Here is a 16,681-nt window from a genome sequence, read left to right as displayed (position 1 = left end):
ATTTTGCAAAATAAACGGTGATTACGGCCTGATTTCGATTCAAAAAGCAAAAAAATACGTATGAATACCTCTTTTTTCGGCGGTAAAGTTCTGTTTTGCCCCTTTATGATAAAAAAAAGAAACCGACTCTTTATATAGAAAGAATCGGTTTTATTCTAATATATCATCTATTTGTCTGATGTATTTCGAAAGGGTTGCCGGGGTTATACCGTAAACGGCGGCCGTTTCTTTTTTCGTCGTTTTTTCGCCGTTTGCTTCTTTCCATACGTATGCGATGGCTGCGGCCCATGCCCGCTCATTCTGTACGGCAGCGGCGGCGCGGATATGCTGAATGACGTGAAAAACCCAGCAGCTCATGACGTCAGTTTTTAAACTGTCGGCTTCCGCTTTCTCCAGAAGCTTGACCGTCCGATACGTGAACAGCGCGTCACCGGAGACGCCTGAAGCGCCTTTTTCACCGGAAAGCAGCAGTCTGACGAAATCTTGTTCAAACGGTGAAACGGCGCGTTTTACCGTCAGAACTTTTTCAAGCTGGTTCCGCTCTCCTTCAGCGCTGCTGATATAATAGGCGGCAAGCCGCTGTTCAAGTGAAGCAGGCAGCGGTTCCTGCCGCTCCGCCCAAGGCGCGGGCCGGTCTGATTCGGGAAATTCGGCTTCGGCCTTTTTCCAAATGGTTTCCGCAAATTCTGTGCGGCCTGTCCCGTAGGCTGAGGCGGCAAGCCAGTAATAAAACGTTTCGTCGCCTTCGAACCCGCTTTTGTAAAGAGAACGGAGCCATTTATAACCGAGATCATGTCTGCCGACAAGCGCAAGCGTCGCCCCCAGCTTATAGCGCTGTTCGAATAAAATCGGATACACGTTGGCGAGTTTCCCGCTCAGTTCTCCGACTTTTTCATCTTCCCTCTCGTAATAGCAGAATACAAGGAGGTTGCACAGGGCATGGAGATTGCCTTCATTTTTCTCAAGCACTTCGAATACCGTCTGTTTCGCTTTTGTAACATTGCCTGAGTAAAAGTAAGCGAGCGCCAGGTTGTTGTATGCAGACCAAAGCTCGGGGTAATCGGCCGTAATCTCTTCAAGCATGACAACCGCTTCATGAAGCTGGCCGCTCTCAAGAAGCATTTTTGCCCGGTCCTGCCTGATCAGCAGCTCATCCTGGTCATAGAGCGATTCGTTTTCACCCGCTTCGCCGAAATCCAAAAGCTCCATCAGATTTTCAATCTCTTCGCTGAATTCCCCGTCCGGATCGGCATCTGAATAAGCCGCCGCTTCTTTGTATGCTTCCTGAAAGAGCCCCAAATGCGCGAAATTATTCGCTTTAAAATAATGACACTCGGGCATTTCTTCTTTCAGGTTCACCAAAATAAAGTCGAACAGCTCATTTGACTGCTGGTAGTGGCCCATTTCAGAATAAATGACGGCCAGCCGGGACAGCATTTCGGAATCATTCGGCTCGAGGTGGACGGCCCGCTGAATCAGTTTGCTGGCCCGTTTTAAATTCCGCTCTTTATATGCTTTTAAGCCTTTATGAAAAAAATATTGTCCATCCTGAAGCAGCTGGACAATTTGCGCGTGCTTTTTCTGTTCAGAAGTGTGTTTTCCCACAAATATCCTCCGTTTTATACGTATTACCGTCAGTAGTATACCATAAAACGGTTTCGCCTCAATAGTTCAAAAGACAGGATCGGCTTCGTTTTTTACTGGCTGGTTCGACCAGATTTTAGCTGTTTTTTTCACGAGGTTCGGCTGGAAGAATGACGCGGAAAAGGGCTCCTTCGCCGCGCTTGCTCTCAACCTCTATCGAACCGCCGTGCAGCTCTGCGATTTTTTGGGCGATGGACAGGCCGAGCCCGCTTCCCCCTGCGTTTCTCGCCTTGTCCGCTTTATAAAACCGTTCAAATACACGCTCCGCCTGTTCAGGCTCCATTCCGATTCCGTCGTCGGCGATTTCGACAGCCGCCGCTCCCGGCAGATCAACAATTTTAACGGAAATGCGGCCGCCTTCACCGGTAAATTTTACGGCATTGTGAATCAGATTCATCCATACTTGGCTGAGCAGCGCTTCATCTCCGTACACATACGACTCCTGTAAATCAATGAGAAACTCAATCTGTTTGGCGGACCATTCAGGCTCACAGGTCAATATGGTGCGCCGCAGCTGTTTGTCAATGCGGAACGGTTTTTTTTGTATCGGTTCGGTTTGGCGTTCAAGCGCAGTGAGCTTCAGCAGATTTTCACTGATTTTTGATAATCGTTCTGTTTCTGTCTCGATGATGTGTAAGTAGCGCCCCCGCTCCTCATATGATAAATCCGGTTTTTTCAGAAGATGCGCGTAGCCCTTTAATGAAGTAAGCGGAGTTTGGATTTCATGGGAAACGTTCGAAATAAATTCTTGTTTCAGCTTTTCCATTTCACTCAGTTCCGCGGCGAGTGTCGACAGTTCATCAGCCAATTTCGTCACGGGGTGGTCCCGTTCAATCTTCTCCATTTTCCGGGAAGCGGCCGCTGTGAAGTTGCCGCTCGACATTTGCTTGATCGTGGCGGTCAGCGAATCCCAGATCGCATGATGTCTTTCACGTGCTGACTTTGAAAAAATAAACATCGTTACAAACAGCAGGCCGAAAACAAGCCAAAGCGTCAAAATCTGCTCGGCGTACGGCACAAGCAAAATCGGCCATATGAGACCGAATCCCTGAACGATCAGGTGAGCCGCCAGCCATAAGAATGCGGTGACGGTGAGAAGGATGATGATTTTTCCAGCCGTTCTGAAGATCCGTTTCATTCTGTCACCACAAACCGATACCCGAGCCCCCGCACCGTATGGATGGCAAACGGATAGTCCTTTTCCGGAAACCGTTCCCTCAGCCTTTTAACATGCACATCAACCGTCCGCTCGTCACCTTCATAATCAAAGCCCCAAATATCTTCTATTAATTGTTCTCTTGAAAACGTCTTATTCGGATAACCGGCGAGCTTAAATAAAAGCTCAAATTCACGCCGGGGCAGTGTCAATCCCGCTCCGCCGCCGCGCGTTACGGTGCGGGATTGCTTATCTAATGTGACATTTCCGATGGTCAGCAGTTTTTCAGCGGTGATCCGGTACCGTTTCAGCAATGCTTTGACCCTTGCTTCCAGCTCAAGCGGCTCAAACGGTTTGACGAGATAATCATCCGCTCCGGAAGTAAAACCTTGCACTTTGTCCAGCGTTTCGCCTTTTGCCGTCAGCATCAAAATCGGAATGTCCGTAAAGCTGCGGACGGCTTCACTGACTTCAAACCCGTCCATTTTCGGCATCATCACATCCAGTATGATGAGATCAATAGGTGCTGATTCGATCAGCCGCACCGCCGCTTCCCCGTCTTCCGCTTCTGCGACGTCAAAGCCGCTCTGCTCCATCATGAGGCGGACAAGCTCACGGATATGGCGGTCGTCATCCGCAACCAATATGACAGCCATGAAAATCCCTCCTTCTGCTTTTTTGCCTGTCTTCTTTTAATGAATCGACATGATGTCTATTAACCGTCTTATTTTTTCATTGTCTCCTGTATCGACAGACACTTTTTTTGTATGGCGGATCATTTCCTCCGTCACTTCTTTCATTACGCCTTGATCAGTATCTTCACGAGACTCCCAGCGCAAAGGAACATTGTATACCTGAATGGTGCCGTCACCATTGCTGCTGTAAGTGACTGACCCATCGACTAACCGGGAGCCTGCTAACTGCGTAACATCTTCGGGATAGCGGGCGCTCGTATGATCGTCAGGGTTGACGAGTGCTCCGGCCGGAATGCGGCGAACGTTCAATTCATCTATCTGCTGATATTCCCCAAGCTGCAGCCAGATGCGGGCATATTCAATTTGCAGAGGAGAATAATCTGCCGACATGTTGTTCGGTTCGCTTTTGTCCGCAGAGATGTGATGTGAATCTTTGATTACGGGTTCTTTTTTTTCTGCCGCTGATGCTGTTTCAGCCTTGTTGATGCCGCTGCTTTCTCCGGCCGGACTTGAAGAATGGCTCGGCTCTTCATCGTTACCGTCCGTACACCCGGCAGTCATGAATACGAGCAGTAAGGCCGCGTGACAATAAAAAATCTTTGTGCGTTTTTTCATAATTCACCCCCGCTTCCAATGAATAGGATTCCGGCTGCAAAATAAAAAGCAGCTTTTTCAGCTGCTTTCTATTCATAAAGTCTTGCTTTACACAGCTTTGTTTTCTAAGTCGGCATTCAGCTTCAGCTGCTGCTCCGCAAAATCGCGGTACAGCGAATGGGATGCCATTAATTCATGGTGTGTGCCCCGTCCGGTGATTTCACCCTGTTCGACAAAGAGAAGCTGATCTGCATCCACAACCGTGGATAAACGATGGGCGATCACAATCGTGGTGCGGCCTTCCATTAGAACTTCCAGCGCCTGCTGCACCCATTTTTCAGATTGGCTGTCCAGACTTGATGTCGCTTCATCAAGCATCAGAATGCTCGGGTTGCGAAGGAGCGCTCTGGCAATGGCGATGCGCTGCCGCTGTCCGCCTGACAGCATAATTCCCCGCTCACCGACCTCTGTTTCAAATTTCTTCGGTAAGTCTTCAATAAATTGCAGGGCGTAGGCCATGTCAGCCGCTTGCCTCAGTTCCTCATCAGTCACCTCGCGTTTTAATCCGTAGCAGATATTGTCGCGGATGGTGCCTGACATTAACGGGCTTTCTTGCGAGACGTAGCCGATATGCTCCCGCCATGACTCAAGGGAATATGCATCAATCGGTTCATTTCCGAGCAGGATGCTGCCCGCAGTCGGGTTGTAGAATCGTTCAAGCAGCTTAAATAACGTTGTTTTTCCGCCGCCGCTCGGTCCGACGATCGCGGTGACTTTGCCGGCCTCAATCGTAGCCGTAATGTCTTTTAAGATGGTTTGATCTGTTTTGTAGCCGAATGAGACTTGTTCGAGCTTAATCGGCTGATCTGCGTTTTCAATGGCTTTTCCGGTTTGGATATCTTCTTCTTTTTCTGCAAGAATATGAATCATCCGTTCCGTTGCGCCGACGGATTTTTGAAGCTGTGTGAAAAATGAAGTGATCTGGCCCATCGGCATAATGATTTGAAACAAATACAGGATAAAGGCAACGAGTGCGCCGGCTGTCAATTCACCGGATGACACTTGCATCCCGCCGTACCCGATGACAGCGACCAACGCCGCCATTAATACAAGTGTAATAAGCGGGCCTACGAGCGACTGCACCTTCGCTTCACGCAGCCCGAGTTTAAAGAGCGCCATGATGCCTGCTTTTCCGCGTCCGTATTCCGCTTCTTCAGCGTTTGACGCTTTTACAAGCCTGATTTCCGGGAGGATGTGGTTTAATAATCCGGTGAATCTCGCCGTTTCATCCTGTGTTTCCCGAGAAATTTTAAACATTTTCCGGCCGATCGGCACTAAAATCACCGCAGCCAGCGGCACGACGATCAGCACGAGCAATGTGAGCTTCCAGTTCATGAAAAATAAGATCGTCAGTGACCCGATAACGGAAATGATTCCGGTAATAAATCCGCTGATATTGTTTGTGATCAGCTCTTTTACCACCATTGTGTCATTGGTGACACGGCTGATCGTTTCTCCCGTGGCGTTTTTGTCAAAATAAGAGACGGGCAGTTTAATTAATTTCTGCCACAACAAATCACGCAGTCCCGAGATGATTTTCTGGCCGCTGTAGTTCAGGGCGTAGGTGGCGTAGGCGCTTAATGCGGCCTGTACGATAAACACGGCTGCGATGATTCCGATTTGCACGCCTGACAGCGACGACATGGAAAAGCCGTCAACGAGCTGCTTTGTCAACAGCGGAATCAGCAGGCTGACGAGCGTTGTCACAATACTGAGAGACAGCGCGAATGCCAGCATACCGTATGATGGTTTTGTTTTTTTGACTAATGAAAAGAATGAGCTGAATTTCCCTTTAGGTTTTGGTTGTTTATTCGGCATATGTTTTCCTCCTATATCACTGTTTATACTATAACGGATGTGCATGAACGGAATATGAACAAAACGTATATTTTTGATAAAAACCAAAATAAACTCTATTAGTCAATATTATCAAATTCATCTGCCTCCGGTTGCGGAAATAAGGAATATTTTATTGAATGTTTAAGTTTGACAGAATAAAAACCTCACGGATCTCTCCGTGAGGTTTGTTTTACCCAGATGCTGAATGGCGTTTCGCAAGGACATCAAGCACGTCATCCAGAGGAAGCGACTGCTCACGCAGAAGAACGAGCAAATGATACAGCAAATCTGCCGCTTCCCATTTTAATTCTTCATGGTCGCGGTTTTTCGCGGCGATAATAACCTCTGCGGCTTCCTCTCCGACTTTTTTAAGGATTTTATCGACGCCTTCCCGAAACAGATACGTTGTGTAGGCTCCGTCAGGCATCTCCGCCTGCCGTTTGGCGATTACGCTTTCCAGTTCATTCAAGATGCCGAAACGATCCTGCGTGTCTGCTTTTTCCGTGGAAAAGCAGCTGTAGCTTCCCTTATGGCATGCGGGTCCTGAGGGCTCCGCAAGCACGACGAGGGCATCTTGATCGCAATCATAACGGATGGCTATCACCTTTTGGGTATTCCCCGATGTCGCTCCTTTATGCCACAGCTCCCTGCGTGAACGGCTGTAAAACCAGGTTTCTTTCGTTTCTATCGTTTTTTCGTAGGATTCTCGGTTCATATAAGCCAGTGTCAGCACTTCTTTGCTTGCCGCATCCTGTACGATGGCGGGTATCAGTCCGGCCTCGTCAAACCGCAGTTCATCTGCCTGTTTCATCTCACATTCACCCCGTGTTTCTTCATATAATCTTTCACTTCTTTTATAGATGTCTCTTTGTAATGGAAAATGGAAGCTGCAAGCGCGGCGTCCGCTTCACCGACTGTGAAGGCTTCAAGCATATGGCGCGCGCTGCCGGCTCCCCCTGACGCAATGACGGGCACCGGGACGGCACGTGAGACAAGCTGTGTGAGCGTATGATTAAAGCCTGTTTTCTCACCGTCTGCGTCCATGCTTGTCAGCAGGATTTCACCCGCTCCCCGGCTGACGGCTTCTTTTGCCCAGGCCGTGACTTCCCACTCGGTTTTCTTTCTGCCGCCGTGTGTGTACACTTTATAGCAATCCGAATCTTCGTCATACTTTGCGTCAATCGCCGCTACGATGCATTGCGAGCCGAAAAACTCAGCTCCTTCCGTAATCAGCTTGGGTCGGAGAACGGCCGCTGTATTAACGGATACTTTATCAGCGCCGGCGCGAAGCATTCGTTTCATATCGCTTAATTGATTGATTCCGCCGCCGACCGTAAACGGAATCGCCAGTTTTGCCGCAACTTGTTCTACGACGCCTGTCATCGTCTTGCGGCCTTCGTGAGAGGCGGAAATGTCGAGAAAAACAAGTTCGTCAGCGCCCTCCCTGTCGTAGGCTTCGGCCAGCTCGACAGGATCGCCCGCATCTTTCAGCCCGAGAAATTGTATGCCCTTGACGACGCGTCCTTCTTTCACATCGAGACACGGAATGATTCGTTTCGTGATCATGCGTCCTTCACCCCGCTGAGCGCTTCAGCCAATGAAAATTGTTTGGTATACAGCGCTTTTCCGATAATCGCTCCCGATACGCCGGCGTCTTTGAAGCGGGCCAGTGCTTTGAGGTCGGCGACTGAGCTGACTCCGCCTGAAGCGATGACGTCTTTTCCCGTTGCTTTTGCGAGCTGAACGGTGCTTTCGATGTTCGGGCCTGACAGCATGCCGTCAGTTGCAATATCCGTGAAAATGAAGGTTTCCGCTCCTTCGGCCGCCAATTCACGGCCCAGATCGGCCGCCCTTACCGAGGATGTTTCCAGCCAGCCTTCCGTCGAGACATATCCGTTCCTTGCATCAAGGCCGATCGCGATTTTGCCGCCGTATTGTTTCAGCATGCTCTTCACAAATGCCGGATCGGATACGGCCGAGCTGCCGAGAATGACGCGATCAACGCCTTGTGATAAATAACCGTACACATCCGCTTCAGAACGGATCCCGCCGCCGATCTCGACTTTGACATCAAGCTGCCGCGCAATGTCAAGAACATGCCTGTCGTTTACTTTCCTGCCTGCTTTCGCGCCGTCAAGGTCCACGAGATGAATCCATTCGGCGCCTTCTTGTGCAAATTGCGCCGCCATGTCTAAAGGAGAGTCACCGTATATCGTTTCCTTGCCGTAATCGCCTTGGATGAGGCGGACGCATTTGCCGTTTCTCATATCGATTGCCGGATATAATGTAAAAGCGTTCATTTCTTCACCTTCTGTTCCGCTGCCATTTTTGTAAATTGCGTTAAGATCGCCATTCCGGCCGTACCGCTTTTTTCTGGGTGAAACTGTGCACCGAAGACATTGCGTTTCCCGACGACTGCCGGAACACGTACGCCGTACTCAGCGCTTGCCAGAAGATCGCCGTCTTCCAGCCCGTCTATATAATAGGAATGGACAAAGTAAACGAATCCTTCTTCCGCTTCCGAAAGCAAAGGAGACGTTTGGTGAAACGTCAGCCGGTTCCAGCCCATATGCGGCACCTTCAGCTTGTTTCCTTCGGCATCTCTGTCTTTGAGTCTCACAGCTTTTCCGGCTAATAAACCAAGTCCTTTTGCAGAGCCGTTTTCGGCGCTCTCTTCGAAAATGAGCTGCATGCCGAGGCAGATGCCGAGGAGCAGCTTACCCTCGTCAACCATACGGTGTATGAATTGATCAAGCTTCGTGCTGCGTAAATTGTCCATGGCGTCACTGAATGATCCGACACCTGGAAGAATAAAAGCATCCGCTTTTTCAAGCTCTTCCGGCCGGTCTGATACGACATACGGGACGCCGACGCGTTCCAGCGCTTTCGACACGCTGAATAAATTGCCCATACCGTAATCAATTACACCGATCATTTACAGCATTCCTTTCGTAGACGGCACACCCTTGACGCGCGGATCAATGGATGACGCTTCATCAAGCGCTCTGCCAAGCGCCTTAAACACGGCTTCTATCATATGATGGGTATTCGTGCCGTAATGAACGATGACGTGCAGATTCATTCTCGCTTCGAGCGCCAGTTTCCATAGGAATTCATGTACCAGCTCGGTATCAAACGTTCCGACTTTCGCTTGCGGAAATGCAGCGCGCATCTCAAGGTGCGGCCGGTTGCTCAGGTCTACGGCGACTTGGGCGAGCGCTTCGTCCATCGGCACAAGCGCTGATCCGTACCGTTTGATCCCTTTTTTATCACCGAGCGCCTCCAAAAAAGCCTGCCCTAAACAGATGCCGATATCTTCAGTCGTATGGTGATCATCTATCTCCGTATCGCCTTTTGCGTCAACCGTTAAATTGAATTGCCCGTGCTTTGTGAACAAATCAAGCATATGAGTCATAAACGGCACATCCGTGCTGATGTCGGCTTTTCCTTCTCCGTCTATTTCGAAAGCCAGCTTAATATCCGTCTCATTTGTTGTTCTGGCGCGTTCCGCTTTTCTCATCGGTCATTCCTCCGTTTCTCGCTTCAATCGATCTTGCGTGCGCTTCAAGCCCTTCCAGTCTCGCAAAGGCGGCAATGCTGTCCGCGTGCGTTTCAAATGCCTTCCGGCTGTAAGAGATGATGCTCGATTTCTTTTGAAAGTCTGTTACATTCAGCGGGCTTGAAAACCGCGCCGTTCCGTTTGTCGGCAAAACGTGATTCGGTCCGGCAAAATAATCGCCGACCGGTTCAGCGCTGTATCGTCCTAAGAAAATCGCCCCCGCGTGTCTGATGCTTCCAAGCAAAGCCTCCGGCGAATGCGTCATGATTTCTAAATGCTCGGGCGCCAGCGCATTCACCGTGTCCACCGCATCTTCCATCGATTCCGCGATATAAATGCGGCCGTGATCCCTGATCGACGCTTCGGCGATTTCTTTACGCGGCAGGGTCTGATGCTGTTTATTCACCTCATCTGATACCGCTTCGGCAAGCTTCTGTGAATCGGTGACAAGCACGCTTGAGCTGAGCATATCGTGTTCGGCCTGTGAAAGCAGGTCAGCGGCGACTTCTTCGGGCACCGCCGTATCGTCTGCCAGGACCACGATTTCACTTGGCCCGGCGATCATGTCAATATCCACAACGCCGAAGACTTCGCGCTTCGCGAGCGCTACAAATATATTTCCGGGGCCCGTGATCTTATCAACAGGCTGTATCGTTTCCGTTCCGTAAGCGAGCGCGGCAACCGCCTGCGCGCCTCCCGCCTTGTAAATTTCCTTTATGCCGAGCTCAGAGGCCGCCGCCAGAACGCCTGGCGAAAGGCGGCCGTCTTTTCCCGGAGGACTGACGAGAACGATCCGTTCCACTCCCGCAGCGAGAGCGGGGATGACATTCATTAAAACGGAAGACGGATAAGCGGCCGTCCCGCCCGGCACGTATACGCCCGCGGAATCGAGCGCCGTTATTTTCTGTCCGAGCATCGAGCCGTCTTTGCGATGGTAAAACCAAGAGGATTGCAGCTGGCGCTCGTGATATTCTTTAATATTGGCAATCGCCTGCCTGATCACTTCCAGCAGCTGATCATCAAGCAGACGGTACGCCTCAGCGATTTCTTCTGCGCTCACGGCCATTCGGTTCAGGCTGATGCCGTCAAATGTTTTTGTATAGGCCAAAACGGCTTTGTCACCGTTTTGTCTGACGTCTTCAATAATCCCCCTGACGGTTTTCCGCTGCTCTTCGGTTCCGCTGTCGATGGAACGCTTCAGTGAGAACCGCTCGCTACTTTTTACTGCGGTTATTTTCATTTTGCCGTTTCTCCTTCCACAACCCTGGCCAGCCTGGCCGCCATTTCGTCGATTACATCATCCTTCATGCGGTAGCTGACCGGATTGACGATAAAACGCGATGTGATGTCACAAATATGTTCTGATTCAACGAGACCGTTTTCCTTTAATGTCCGCCCGGTTGATACGATATCTACGATTCTGTCAGCAAGCCCGATTAAAGGCGCCAATTCAATGGAACCGTTCAGCTTAATGATTTCCACCTGTTCGCCCTGCTCTCTGAAATAACTCGACGCAACATTCGGATATTTCGTCGCAATCCTCGGGGCGACTCCGTTCCAATCCGCTCCGGGAAGCCCCGCAACGGCGAGATGGCATTTGCTGATTTTCAGATCGAGCACCTCATACACGTCACGCTCTTCCTCAAGCATGACATCCTTCCCGGCAATACCGGCATCAGCGACGCCATGCTCGACATAAGTCGTAACATCCATCGGCTTTGCCAGAATAAAGCGGAGATTTTCTTCAGGAACGTCAATGATCAGTTTTCTCGATTCTTCAAACTCTTCGGGCAGCCTGTATCCGGCCTGCCGCAGCAACCCGGCCGCTTCTTCGAATATCCGTCCTTTTGGCATTGCCATTGTGAGTACCTTACCCATTCCGCTCTTCCTTTCTGGCACCGATAAAGTATGTGACGTTTGCGAATGATTTTGTCATATGATCGATATTTTCAATGCCCGCCAGATCCTGCAGGACGACTTTTCTGCCTCGCGCCCTTTCTTCCTCCGCGAATAAAATGGCCTGGGCCCGCTGCTCCTTGCTGAAAATCACGGCGTCCGCTTCACTTGTTTCTTCCTGAATGCCGAGCGCTTCAATCAGCCTGTCGATACGGAGCCCGAAGCCCGTGGCGGGAGCGGGATTGCCGAAATGGCCGAGGAGATTGTTATAGCGTCCTCCGCTTCCGATGACGAAACCGACATTTGCCGCGTACACTTCGAATAAAATTCCCGTGTAATAACTCATATGGCTTACCATATTCAGATCAAGGCGAATATGCTCGGCACACCCGTAATCCTCAAGAATGTCCCACAGGTCTTCCAGCTCCTGAATTAAGCTTTGTCCGGAGATTCCGATGATCTCCTCCGCTTTGGCGCATATCTCTTTCCCGCCCCGCAATTCCAGAAGTGCGAGCAGCCGGCTTTTGTCTATTGAAGAAAGCGGAAGCGATTTGACATGTTCCCTGTATCCCACGTAATTCTTTTCAAAGAGAAAGCGCCGCAGAACATCCGCCCGCTCGGCATTGCCCAAAACCTCGACAAACAGCTCATCAGCGAGTCCGGCATGGCCGATCGCGATTTTAAACCGGTGCAATCCCGCGTTTTTCAAAGCGCCGGCCGCCAGCGCAATTACCTCGGCGTCCGCGCTTGTTGATCCGTCGCCGATCAGCTCCGCGCCGACCTGTTCGAATTCGGCCGGACGTCCGCCTTCCCGCTCCTGAGCGCGATAGACGCTTGCCGCGTACCCCGCTCTGAGCGGATGATTGTGTTTGTGCAGCTTAGATGCCGCCACCCTGGCAATCGGTCCGGTCATGTCAGGCCGAAGCACAAGCGTTTTTCCGTCCTGATCGAGAAGCTTAAACAGCTGCTGTTCTTCAATGGCTGACTGGACGCCTACTGTTTCATAGAATTCAAGGGTCGGCGTCTCCATAAACTGATAACCCCATTTATCAATTAAATCCGTCAGTGTGGAACGGACTTTTTTCTTTGCTTCGTATAAACCGGGCAGCGTATCTCTCATGCCATGCGGTTTCTCAAACATAAACATTTGCCTTTTACACCTCCGCTTTGTCTGAAGGAAAATTCCGAATCCTTTAGTTCGCTAATATGATAATATGTTAGCAGATAAAAGAATGGATTGCAACGCCCAATGTCCGCCTATTCTTTTCCATAAACATGGCTAAAGAATGAACAAACCTGTAAACATATCGGAACAATCGAATCATATTGAGCAGAAGTGCTATAATACATAGAACAGCTTCATCAGAAACAAGGGAGAATAATTGATAATGAAGACACTTGGAACATTATGTGTGCTGATTCTGACAGCCGTCCTTGTCTATCTGGGATATAACATCTATACAAACGATATTCATTTAAATTTTTTCAATCAGCAGTCCGACGAGCCTGATGAGAAAACACCGTTAAAAGGGAGCGCGTCACCGCTGAATGTCGTTCTGTACAGACAGATGGATTCTCCCAGACTGTACAATGGCTGTGAGGTGACCAGCCTTGCCATGATTTTGAACAATGCCGGATATCATGTGTCAAAAAATACATTGGCGGATAAAATCAATAAAGTTCCGCTCACATACAGCAGCGGGCTGAAGGGAGATCCGAATGAAGGATTTGCCGGAGATATGGAAAACGGCCCGGGTTTAGGCGTTTATCATGAGCCGATTGATAAACTTGCCAAAGAATATGCGGGAAACAAAGTATACGATCTTACGGGAAAAGACATTTCTTCAGTGTACCGCCAGCTTGAAAAAGGGCGGCCGGTCTGGGTGATTACCACCACATCCTTTAAGCCGGTTGATCATATGCAGACTTGGGATACGCCGAACGGAAAGATCGACATTACGTTCAGCATGCATAGCGTAGCCGTAACCGGTTATGATCACGATTATGTATACGTTAATGATCCTTACGGCTATAAAAACAGAAAAACAGACCGGTCTGACTTTGAAAAAGCCTGGAAGCAGATGGGCAGCCAGGCCATTGTGATCAAGTCATAAAAAAACCCCGCTGACGTTAATCTGCGGGGTTTTCCATTCGTTTTTTCATTTCTTCGTCCGTATAGATCACCTGCATCGGATTTCCTCCGACAAACGCCCCGGCGGGGACATCTTTGTGCACCAGCGTGCCGGCTGATACAACGGCTCCGCTCCCGATGGTGACGCCGGGCAGAATGGTTGTGTTTGCTCCGATCATCACCTCGTCACCGATTGTGACAAAACCGGTCCGGTACTCATGTATTAAATATTCATGAGCCAAAATCGTCGTATTATAGCCGATAATGCTGTTTTTTCCGACAGTGATTTTTTCGGGAAACATGATATCCGGCATCACCATCAGCGCGAATGACGTCTGTTTTCCGACATTCATTTTCAAAAAGGTTCGGTACAGCCAGTTTTTCACGCTTAAAAACGGCGTATACCTTGCGATCTGAATGATGATGAAATTTTTCATCACCTTCAGAAAGGGAACCGTCTGATAAACATGCCACAATGAATTTGCACCTGAAACCGGATGGCGGTCTGTTTTTCTCACGGGTTACTTCACTCCGGTGATGTGCAATAAATCACTCATTTTCTCGAGCATATAATCGGGTTCATAGGCGGAAAGCGCCTGTGCGCCTTTAATCGTCCACGCGACGCCGGCTGTTTTCGTGCCGGCGTTTTTTCCCGCCATGACATCGTGATAATTGTCACCGACCATTATGGCTTCCGACGGATCGCACCCAACCCGGCTGAGCGCAAGCCGCACAGGCTCGGGGTCAGGCTTCGGGTGCTTTACATCATCAAGCGTGACGACAGTATCGAAAAACGCCCCGATGCCTGTCAGCTTCAATCCCATATTGACTGTATCCCTCAGCTTTGTGGTGACAATACCGAGCTGATAGCCCGCTTTTTTCAATTCATCAAGCGTTTCATAAACCGTTTCGTACTCCGTGACGAGCTCATCGTGCTTTTCATGGTTGAATGCTCTGTACATGCTGATCATGTCATCGCACTTTTCGGCATTAATGCCTGAAAACGTTTCGTACAGAGGCGGGCCGATAAACGGGAGCACATCTTCCCTTTTAAACTGCCCCGGGCAATAATGATCAAGCGTATGAAGGTAAGAAGCGATAATCAGTTCATTCGTGTCAATCAGCGTGCCGTCGAGATCGAATAAAATGGCGGTTACACGTTTATCAGTCATCTTATGTCCTTTCCGATTTCAGTCGTCAGTCCGTGTCAGCATACCGCTTATCGGCATACCCCTTCATGCGTCTGAAAATCATTAAAATAATCGCAAGTACAATCAGCACAATGGAAATGACCTGCGCGATCCGAAGCTGGCTCGTAAGCATCAGGCTGTCCGTCCGCATTCCCTCAATAAAGTATCTGCCGATTGAATACCAGATCACATACGTCAAAAACAGATTGCCCCTGCGCAGGTTCACGCGGCGGAGCAGAAGCAGAATCACGACGCCCGCAAAACTCCACAGCGATTCATACAAAAACGTCGGGTGATAATATTGTCCGTCTATGTACATCTGATTAATGATGAAATCCGGAAGATGCAGACTTTCCAAAAATGACCGGCTGACCGCTCCACCGTGAGCCTCCTGGTTGATAAAGTTCCCCCAGCGTCCGATGGCCTGGCCGAGCAGAATACTCGGCGCGGCAATATCCGCCAGCTTCCAGAATGAGATGCCTCTTACTTTTGAAAAGACAATTCCCGTTGCGATCGCGCCGATTAATCCGCCGTGAATCGCAATGCCGCCTTTCCAAGTTTTAATGATTTCCCCGGGGTGTTCCGAGTAATAGCTCCACTCGAAAAGCACATAATATGCCCTTGCGCAAATGATTGCGATCGGGATGGCGAAAAGAACAAGATCAATAAAAATGTCCTTTTTCAGCCCCCGCTTTTCACTCTCCCTCATGGCCATCCAAAGCCCTAATAACGCGCCCGCGCCGATAATGATGCCGTACCAGTGCACGGATAAAGGCCCGAGCTGCAAGGCAATCGGATTGATCGGTGTTCCAGCTTCATTCATATTATTGCCAACTCCTATTCGTCTTGTTCGCCGTCCTCAATGACATCCGCCAGCTTATTCGTGAATTGTTCGGCAGCATTTAAGCCCATCCGCTTCAATCTGAAGTTCATCGCCGCAACTTCGATAATAACGGCGAGATTCCGCCCCGGGCGGACGGGAATGGTCAGTTTTGTAATTTCCGTATCAATGATTTTCATTTTTTCTTCTTCAAGTCCGAGACGGTCGTATTGCTTTCCTTGCTCCCAAAGCTCAAGGTCCATGACGATTGTAATTCTTTTATTGCTTCTGACTGCGCCCGCCCCGAACAGCGTCATGACATTTATAATGCCGAGTCCCCTGATTTCGAGCAGATGCTCAATCAGATCAGGCGCGTTCCCGACAAGGGTATCCTGATCCTCCTGCCGGATTTCAACGCAGTCATCCGCGACAAGACGATGGCCTCGTTTGACAAGCTCCAGCGCCGTTTCACTTTTACCGACGCCGCTTTTTCCCGTAATGAGCACGCCGACGCCGTATATATCCACAAGCACGCCGTGAATGGCCGTTGTCGGCGCGAGACGGCTTTCAAGAAAATTCGTCAGCCTGCTTGACAGCCTGGTTGTTTTCAGAGGGGATCTGAGCACAGGCACGCCGTTTTGCTCGGAAGCTTCTACAAGCTCCGGCGGGATCGGCATATCTCTGGAAAGTATGATAGCCGGCGTCACATCGGTGCACAGCGATTTCATCCGCTGTTTCTTATCTTCCTCGGGAAGCTGATCGAAAAATGACAGCTCCGTTTTTCCTAAAAGCTGCACCCGTTCTCTCGGGTAATATGTAAAATAACCGGCGATTTCAATACCGGGCCGTGATAAATCACTCATCGTAATCGGGCGGTTAATCCCTTCTTCTCCGCTGATCAATTCTAAATGGAACTGTTCCATTACGTCTTTGGTCCGAACCTTTGCCAAGATATGTTCCTCCTGTTCTGGGATGTTCCGAGCTTTGAACAGTTATATTTTATCACTTTACCGTCTGAACCAAAACAGATTTATACAATTCCGGCATAACTGGTCTAGATAACTAGTCTGAAAAGGAGTAAAATAAAACTAACAACT

Annotated in this window: 18 protein-coding genes; 1 reads left to right on the top strand and 17 read right to left on the bottom strand. The window is 49.6% G+C overall.

Going from position 1 to position 16,681, the window contains the following annotated elements; all coding sequences use genetic code 11:
- Nucleotides 1-150: 150 nt before the first annotated feature.
- From ACWJJS_RS03120 to ACWJJS_RS03060, 13 genes are all read right to left on the bottom strand, one after another.
- Nucleotides 151-1,605, bottom strand: coding sequence for a tetratricopeptide repeat protein (locus tag ACWJJS_RS03120; RefSeq protein ID WP_060674008.1), 1,455 nt, complete (start codon nt 1,603-1,605; stop codon nt 151-153).
- 115 nt (nt 1,606-1,720) lie between these two features.
- Nucleotides 1,721-2,782, bottom strand: coding sequence for a sensor histidine kinase (locus ACWJJS_RS03115; RefSeq protein WP_102422867.1), 1,062 nt, complete (start codon nt 2,780-2,782; stop codon nt 1,721-1,723).
- Nucleotides 2,779-3,456 (bottom strand): response regulator transcription factor, encoded by a 678-nt coding sequence (locus ACWJJS_RS03110; RefSeq protein ID WP_015387652.1) that lies wholly within the window; start codon nt 3,454-3,456, stop codon nt 2,779-2,781. Before ACWJJS_RS03110 ends, ACWJJS_RS03115 begins: the two co-directional genes overlap by 4 nt.
- Before the next feature lie 36 nt (nt 3,457-3,492).
- The gene (locus tag ACWJJS_RS03105; RefSeq protein WP_278071339.1) at nt 3,493-4,110 is read right to left on the bottom strand and encodes a hypothetical protein; all 618 of its coding nucleotides are present in this window, start codon (nt 4,108-4,110) and stop codon (nt 3,493-3,495) included.
- Between the two features lie 87 nt (nt 4,111-4,197).
- Nucleotides 4,198-5,967 (bottom strand): ABC transporter ATP-binding protein, encoded by a 1,770-nt coding sequence (locus tag ACWJJS_RS03100; RefSeq protein ID WP_007407428.1) that lies wholly within the window; start codon nt 5,965-5,967, stop codon nt 4,198-4,200.
- A gap of 211 nt (nt 5,968-6,178) precedes the next feature.
- The gene (gene hisIE, locus ACWJJS_RS03095; protein WP_454023302.1) at nt 6,179-6,799 is read right to left on the bottom strand and encodes a bifunctional phosphoribosyl-AMP cyclohydrolase/phosphoribosyl-ATP diphosphatase HisIE; all 621 of its coding nucleotides are present in this window, start codon (nt 6,797-6,799) and stop codon (nt 6,179-6,181) included.
- Nucleotides 6,796-7,554 carry an imidazole glycerol phosphate synthase subunit HisF gene (gene hisF / locus ACWJJS_RS03090; RefSeq protein ID WP_278071341.1) on the bottom strand — a complete coding sequence of 253 codons (759 nt, stop codon included), beginning with the start codon at nt 7,552-7,554 and terminating at the stop codon, nt 6,796-6,798. The genes hisIE and hisF overlap by 4 nt, the downstream gene beginning before the upstream one ends.
- Nucleotides 7,551-8,288 carry a 1-(5-phosphoribosyl)-5-[(5-phosphoribosylamino)methylideneamino]imidazole-4-carboxamide isomerase gene (gene hisA, locus ACWJJS_RS03085; protein ID WP_025853525.1) on the bottom strand — a complete coding sequence of 246 codons (738 nt, stop codon included), beginning with the start codon at nt 8,286-8,288 and terminating at the stop codon, nt 7,551-7,553. The genes hisF and hisA overlap by 4 nt, the downstream gene beginning before the upstream one ends.
- On the bottom strand, nt 8,285-8,923 hold the full coding sequence (gene hisH, locus ACWJJS_RS03080) for an imidazole glycerol phosphate synthase subunit HisH (RefSeq protein ID WP_070082438.1): 639 nt from the start codon (nt 8,921-8,923) through the stop codon (nt 8,285-8,287). The genes hisA and hisH overlap by 4 nt, the downstream gene beginning before the upstream one ends.
- Nucleotides 8,924-9,508, bottom strand: a complete 585-nt coding sequence (gene hisB / locus ACWJJS_RS03075) for an imidazoleglycerol-phosphate dehydratase HisB (protein ID WP_007614023.1) — start codon at nt 9,506-9,508, stop codon at nt 8,924-8,926. It abuts the gene before it with no gap.
- A complete protein-coding gene (gene hisD / locus ACWJJS_RS03070; RefSeq protein ID WP_278071343.1) occupies nt 9,474-10,787 on the bottom strand; it encodes a histidinol dehydrogenase in 1,314 nt (437 codons plus the stop codon). The genes hisB and hisD overlap by 35 nt, the downstream gene beginning before the upstream one ends.
- Complete coding sequence (gene hisG / locus ACWJJS_RS03065) at nt 10,784-11,425, bottom strand: ATP phosphoribosyltransferase (protein WP_015387648.1); 642 nt, start codon at nt 11,423-11,425, stop codon at nt 10,784-10,786. Before hisG ends, hisD begins: the two co-directional genes overlap by 4 nt.
- Nucleotides 11,418-12,590: an ATP phosphoribosyltransferase regulatory subunit gene (locus ACWJJS_RS03060; RefSeq protein ID WP_070082440.1), complete on the bottom strand. Its 1,173-nt coding sequence runs from the start codon at nt 12,588-12,590 to the stop codon at nt 11,418-11,420. Before ACWJJS_RS03060 ends, hisG begins: the two co-directional genes overlap by 8 nt.
- A gap of 241 nt (nt 12,591-12,831) precedes the next feature.
- On the opposite strand from ACWJJS_RS03060, the gene ACWJJS_RS03055 reads away from it, so the two are divergent.
- Nucleotides 12,832-13,557: a C39 family peptidase gene (locus ACWJJS_RS03055; protein WP_015418306.1), complete on the top strand. Its 726-nt coding sequence runs from the start codon at nt 12,832-12,834 to the stop codon at nt 13,555-13,557.
- 16 nt (nt 13,558-13,573) lie between these two features.
- Here ACWJJS_RS03055 and ACWJJS_RS03050 read toward each other — a convergent pair whose 3' ends face one another.
- The 4 genes from ACWJJS_RS03050 to hprK are packed head-to-tail and all read right to left on the bottom strand — an operon-like array spanning nt 13,574 to nt 16,534.
- Nucleotides 13,574-14,092, bottom strand: a complete 519-nt coding sequence (locus ACWJJS_RS03050; protein WP_007407438.1) for an acyltransferase — start codon at nt 14,090-14,092, stop codon at nt 13,574-13,576.
- Nucleotides 14,093-14,095: 3 nt separating this feature from the next.
- Nucleotides 14,096-14,746, bottom strand: a complete 651-nt coding sequence (gene ppaX / locus ACWJJS_RS03045; protein WP_070082441.1) for a pyrophosphatase PpaX — start codon at nt 14,744-14,746, stop codon at nt 14,096-14,098.
- Nucleotides 14,747-14,771: 25 nt separating this feature from the next.
- Entirely contained in the window at nt 14,772-15,587 is an 816-nt protein-coding gene (lgt, locus tag ACWJJS_RS03040; RefSeq protein ID WP_003151457.1) for a prolipoprotein diacylglyceryl transferase, read from the bottom strand.
- A gap of 14 nt (nt 15,588-15,601) precedes the next feature.
- The gene (gene hprK, locus ACWJJS_RS03035; protein WP_003151456.1) at nt 15,602-16,534 is read right to left on the bottom strand and encodes an HPr(Ser) kinase/phosphatase; all 933 of its coding nucleotides are present in this window, start codon (nt 16,532-16,534) and stop codon (nt 15,602-15,604) included.
- Nucleotides 16,535-16,681: the final 147 nt, after the last annotated feature.

This window comes from Bacillus sp. JK106 (genome assembly GCF_053663355.1).
The sequence above is the reverse complement of the archived record's forward strand: the minus strand, read 5'-3'. Positions and strand labels throughout refer to the sequence as shown.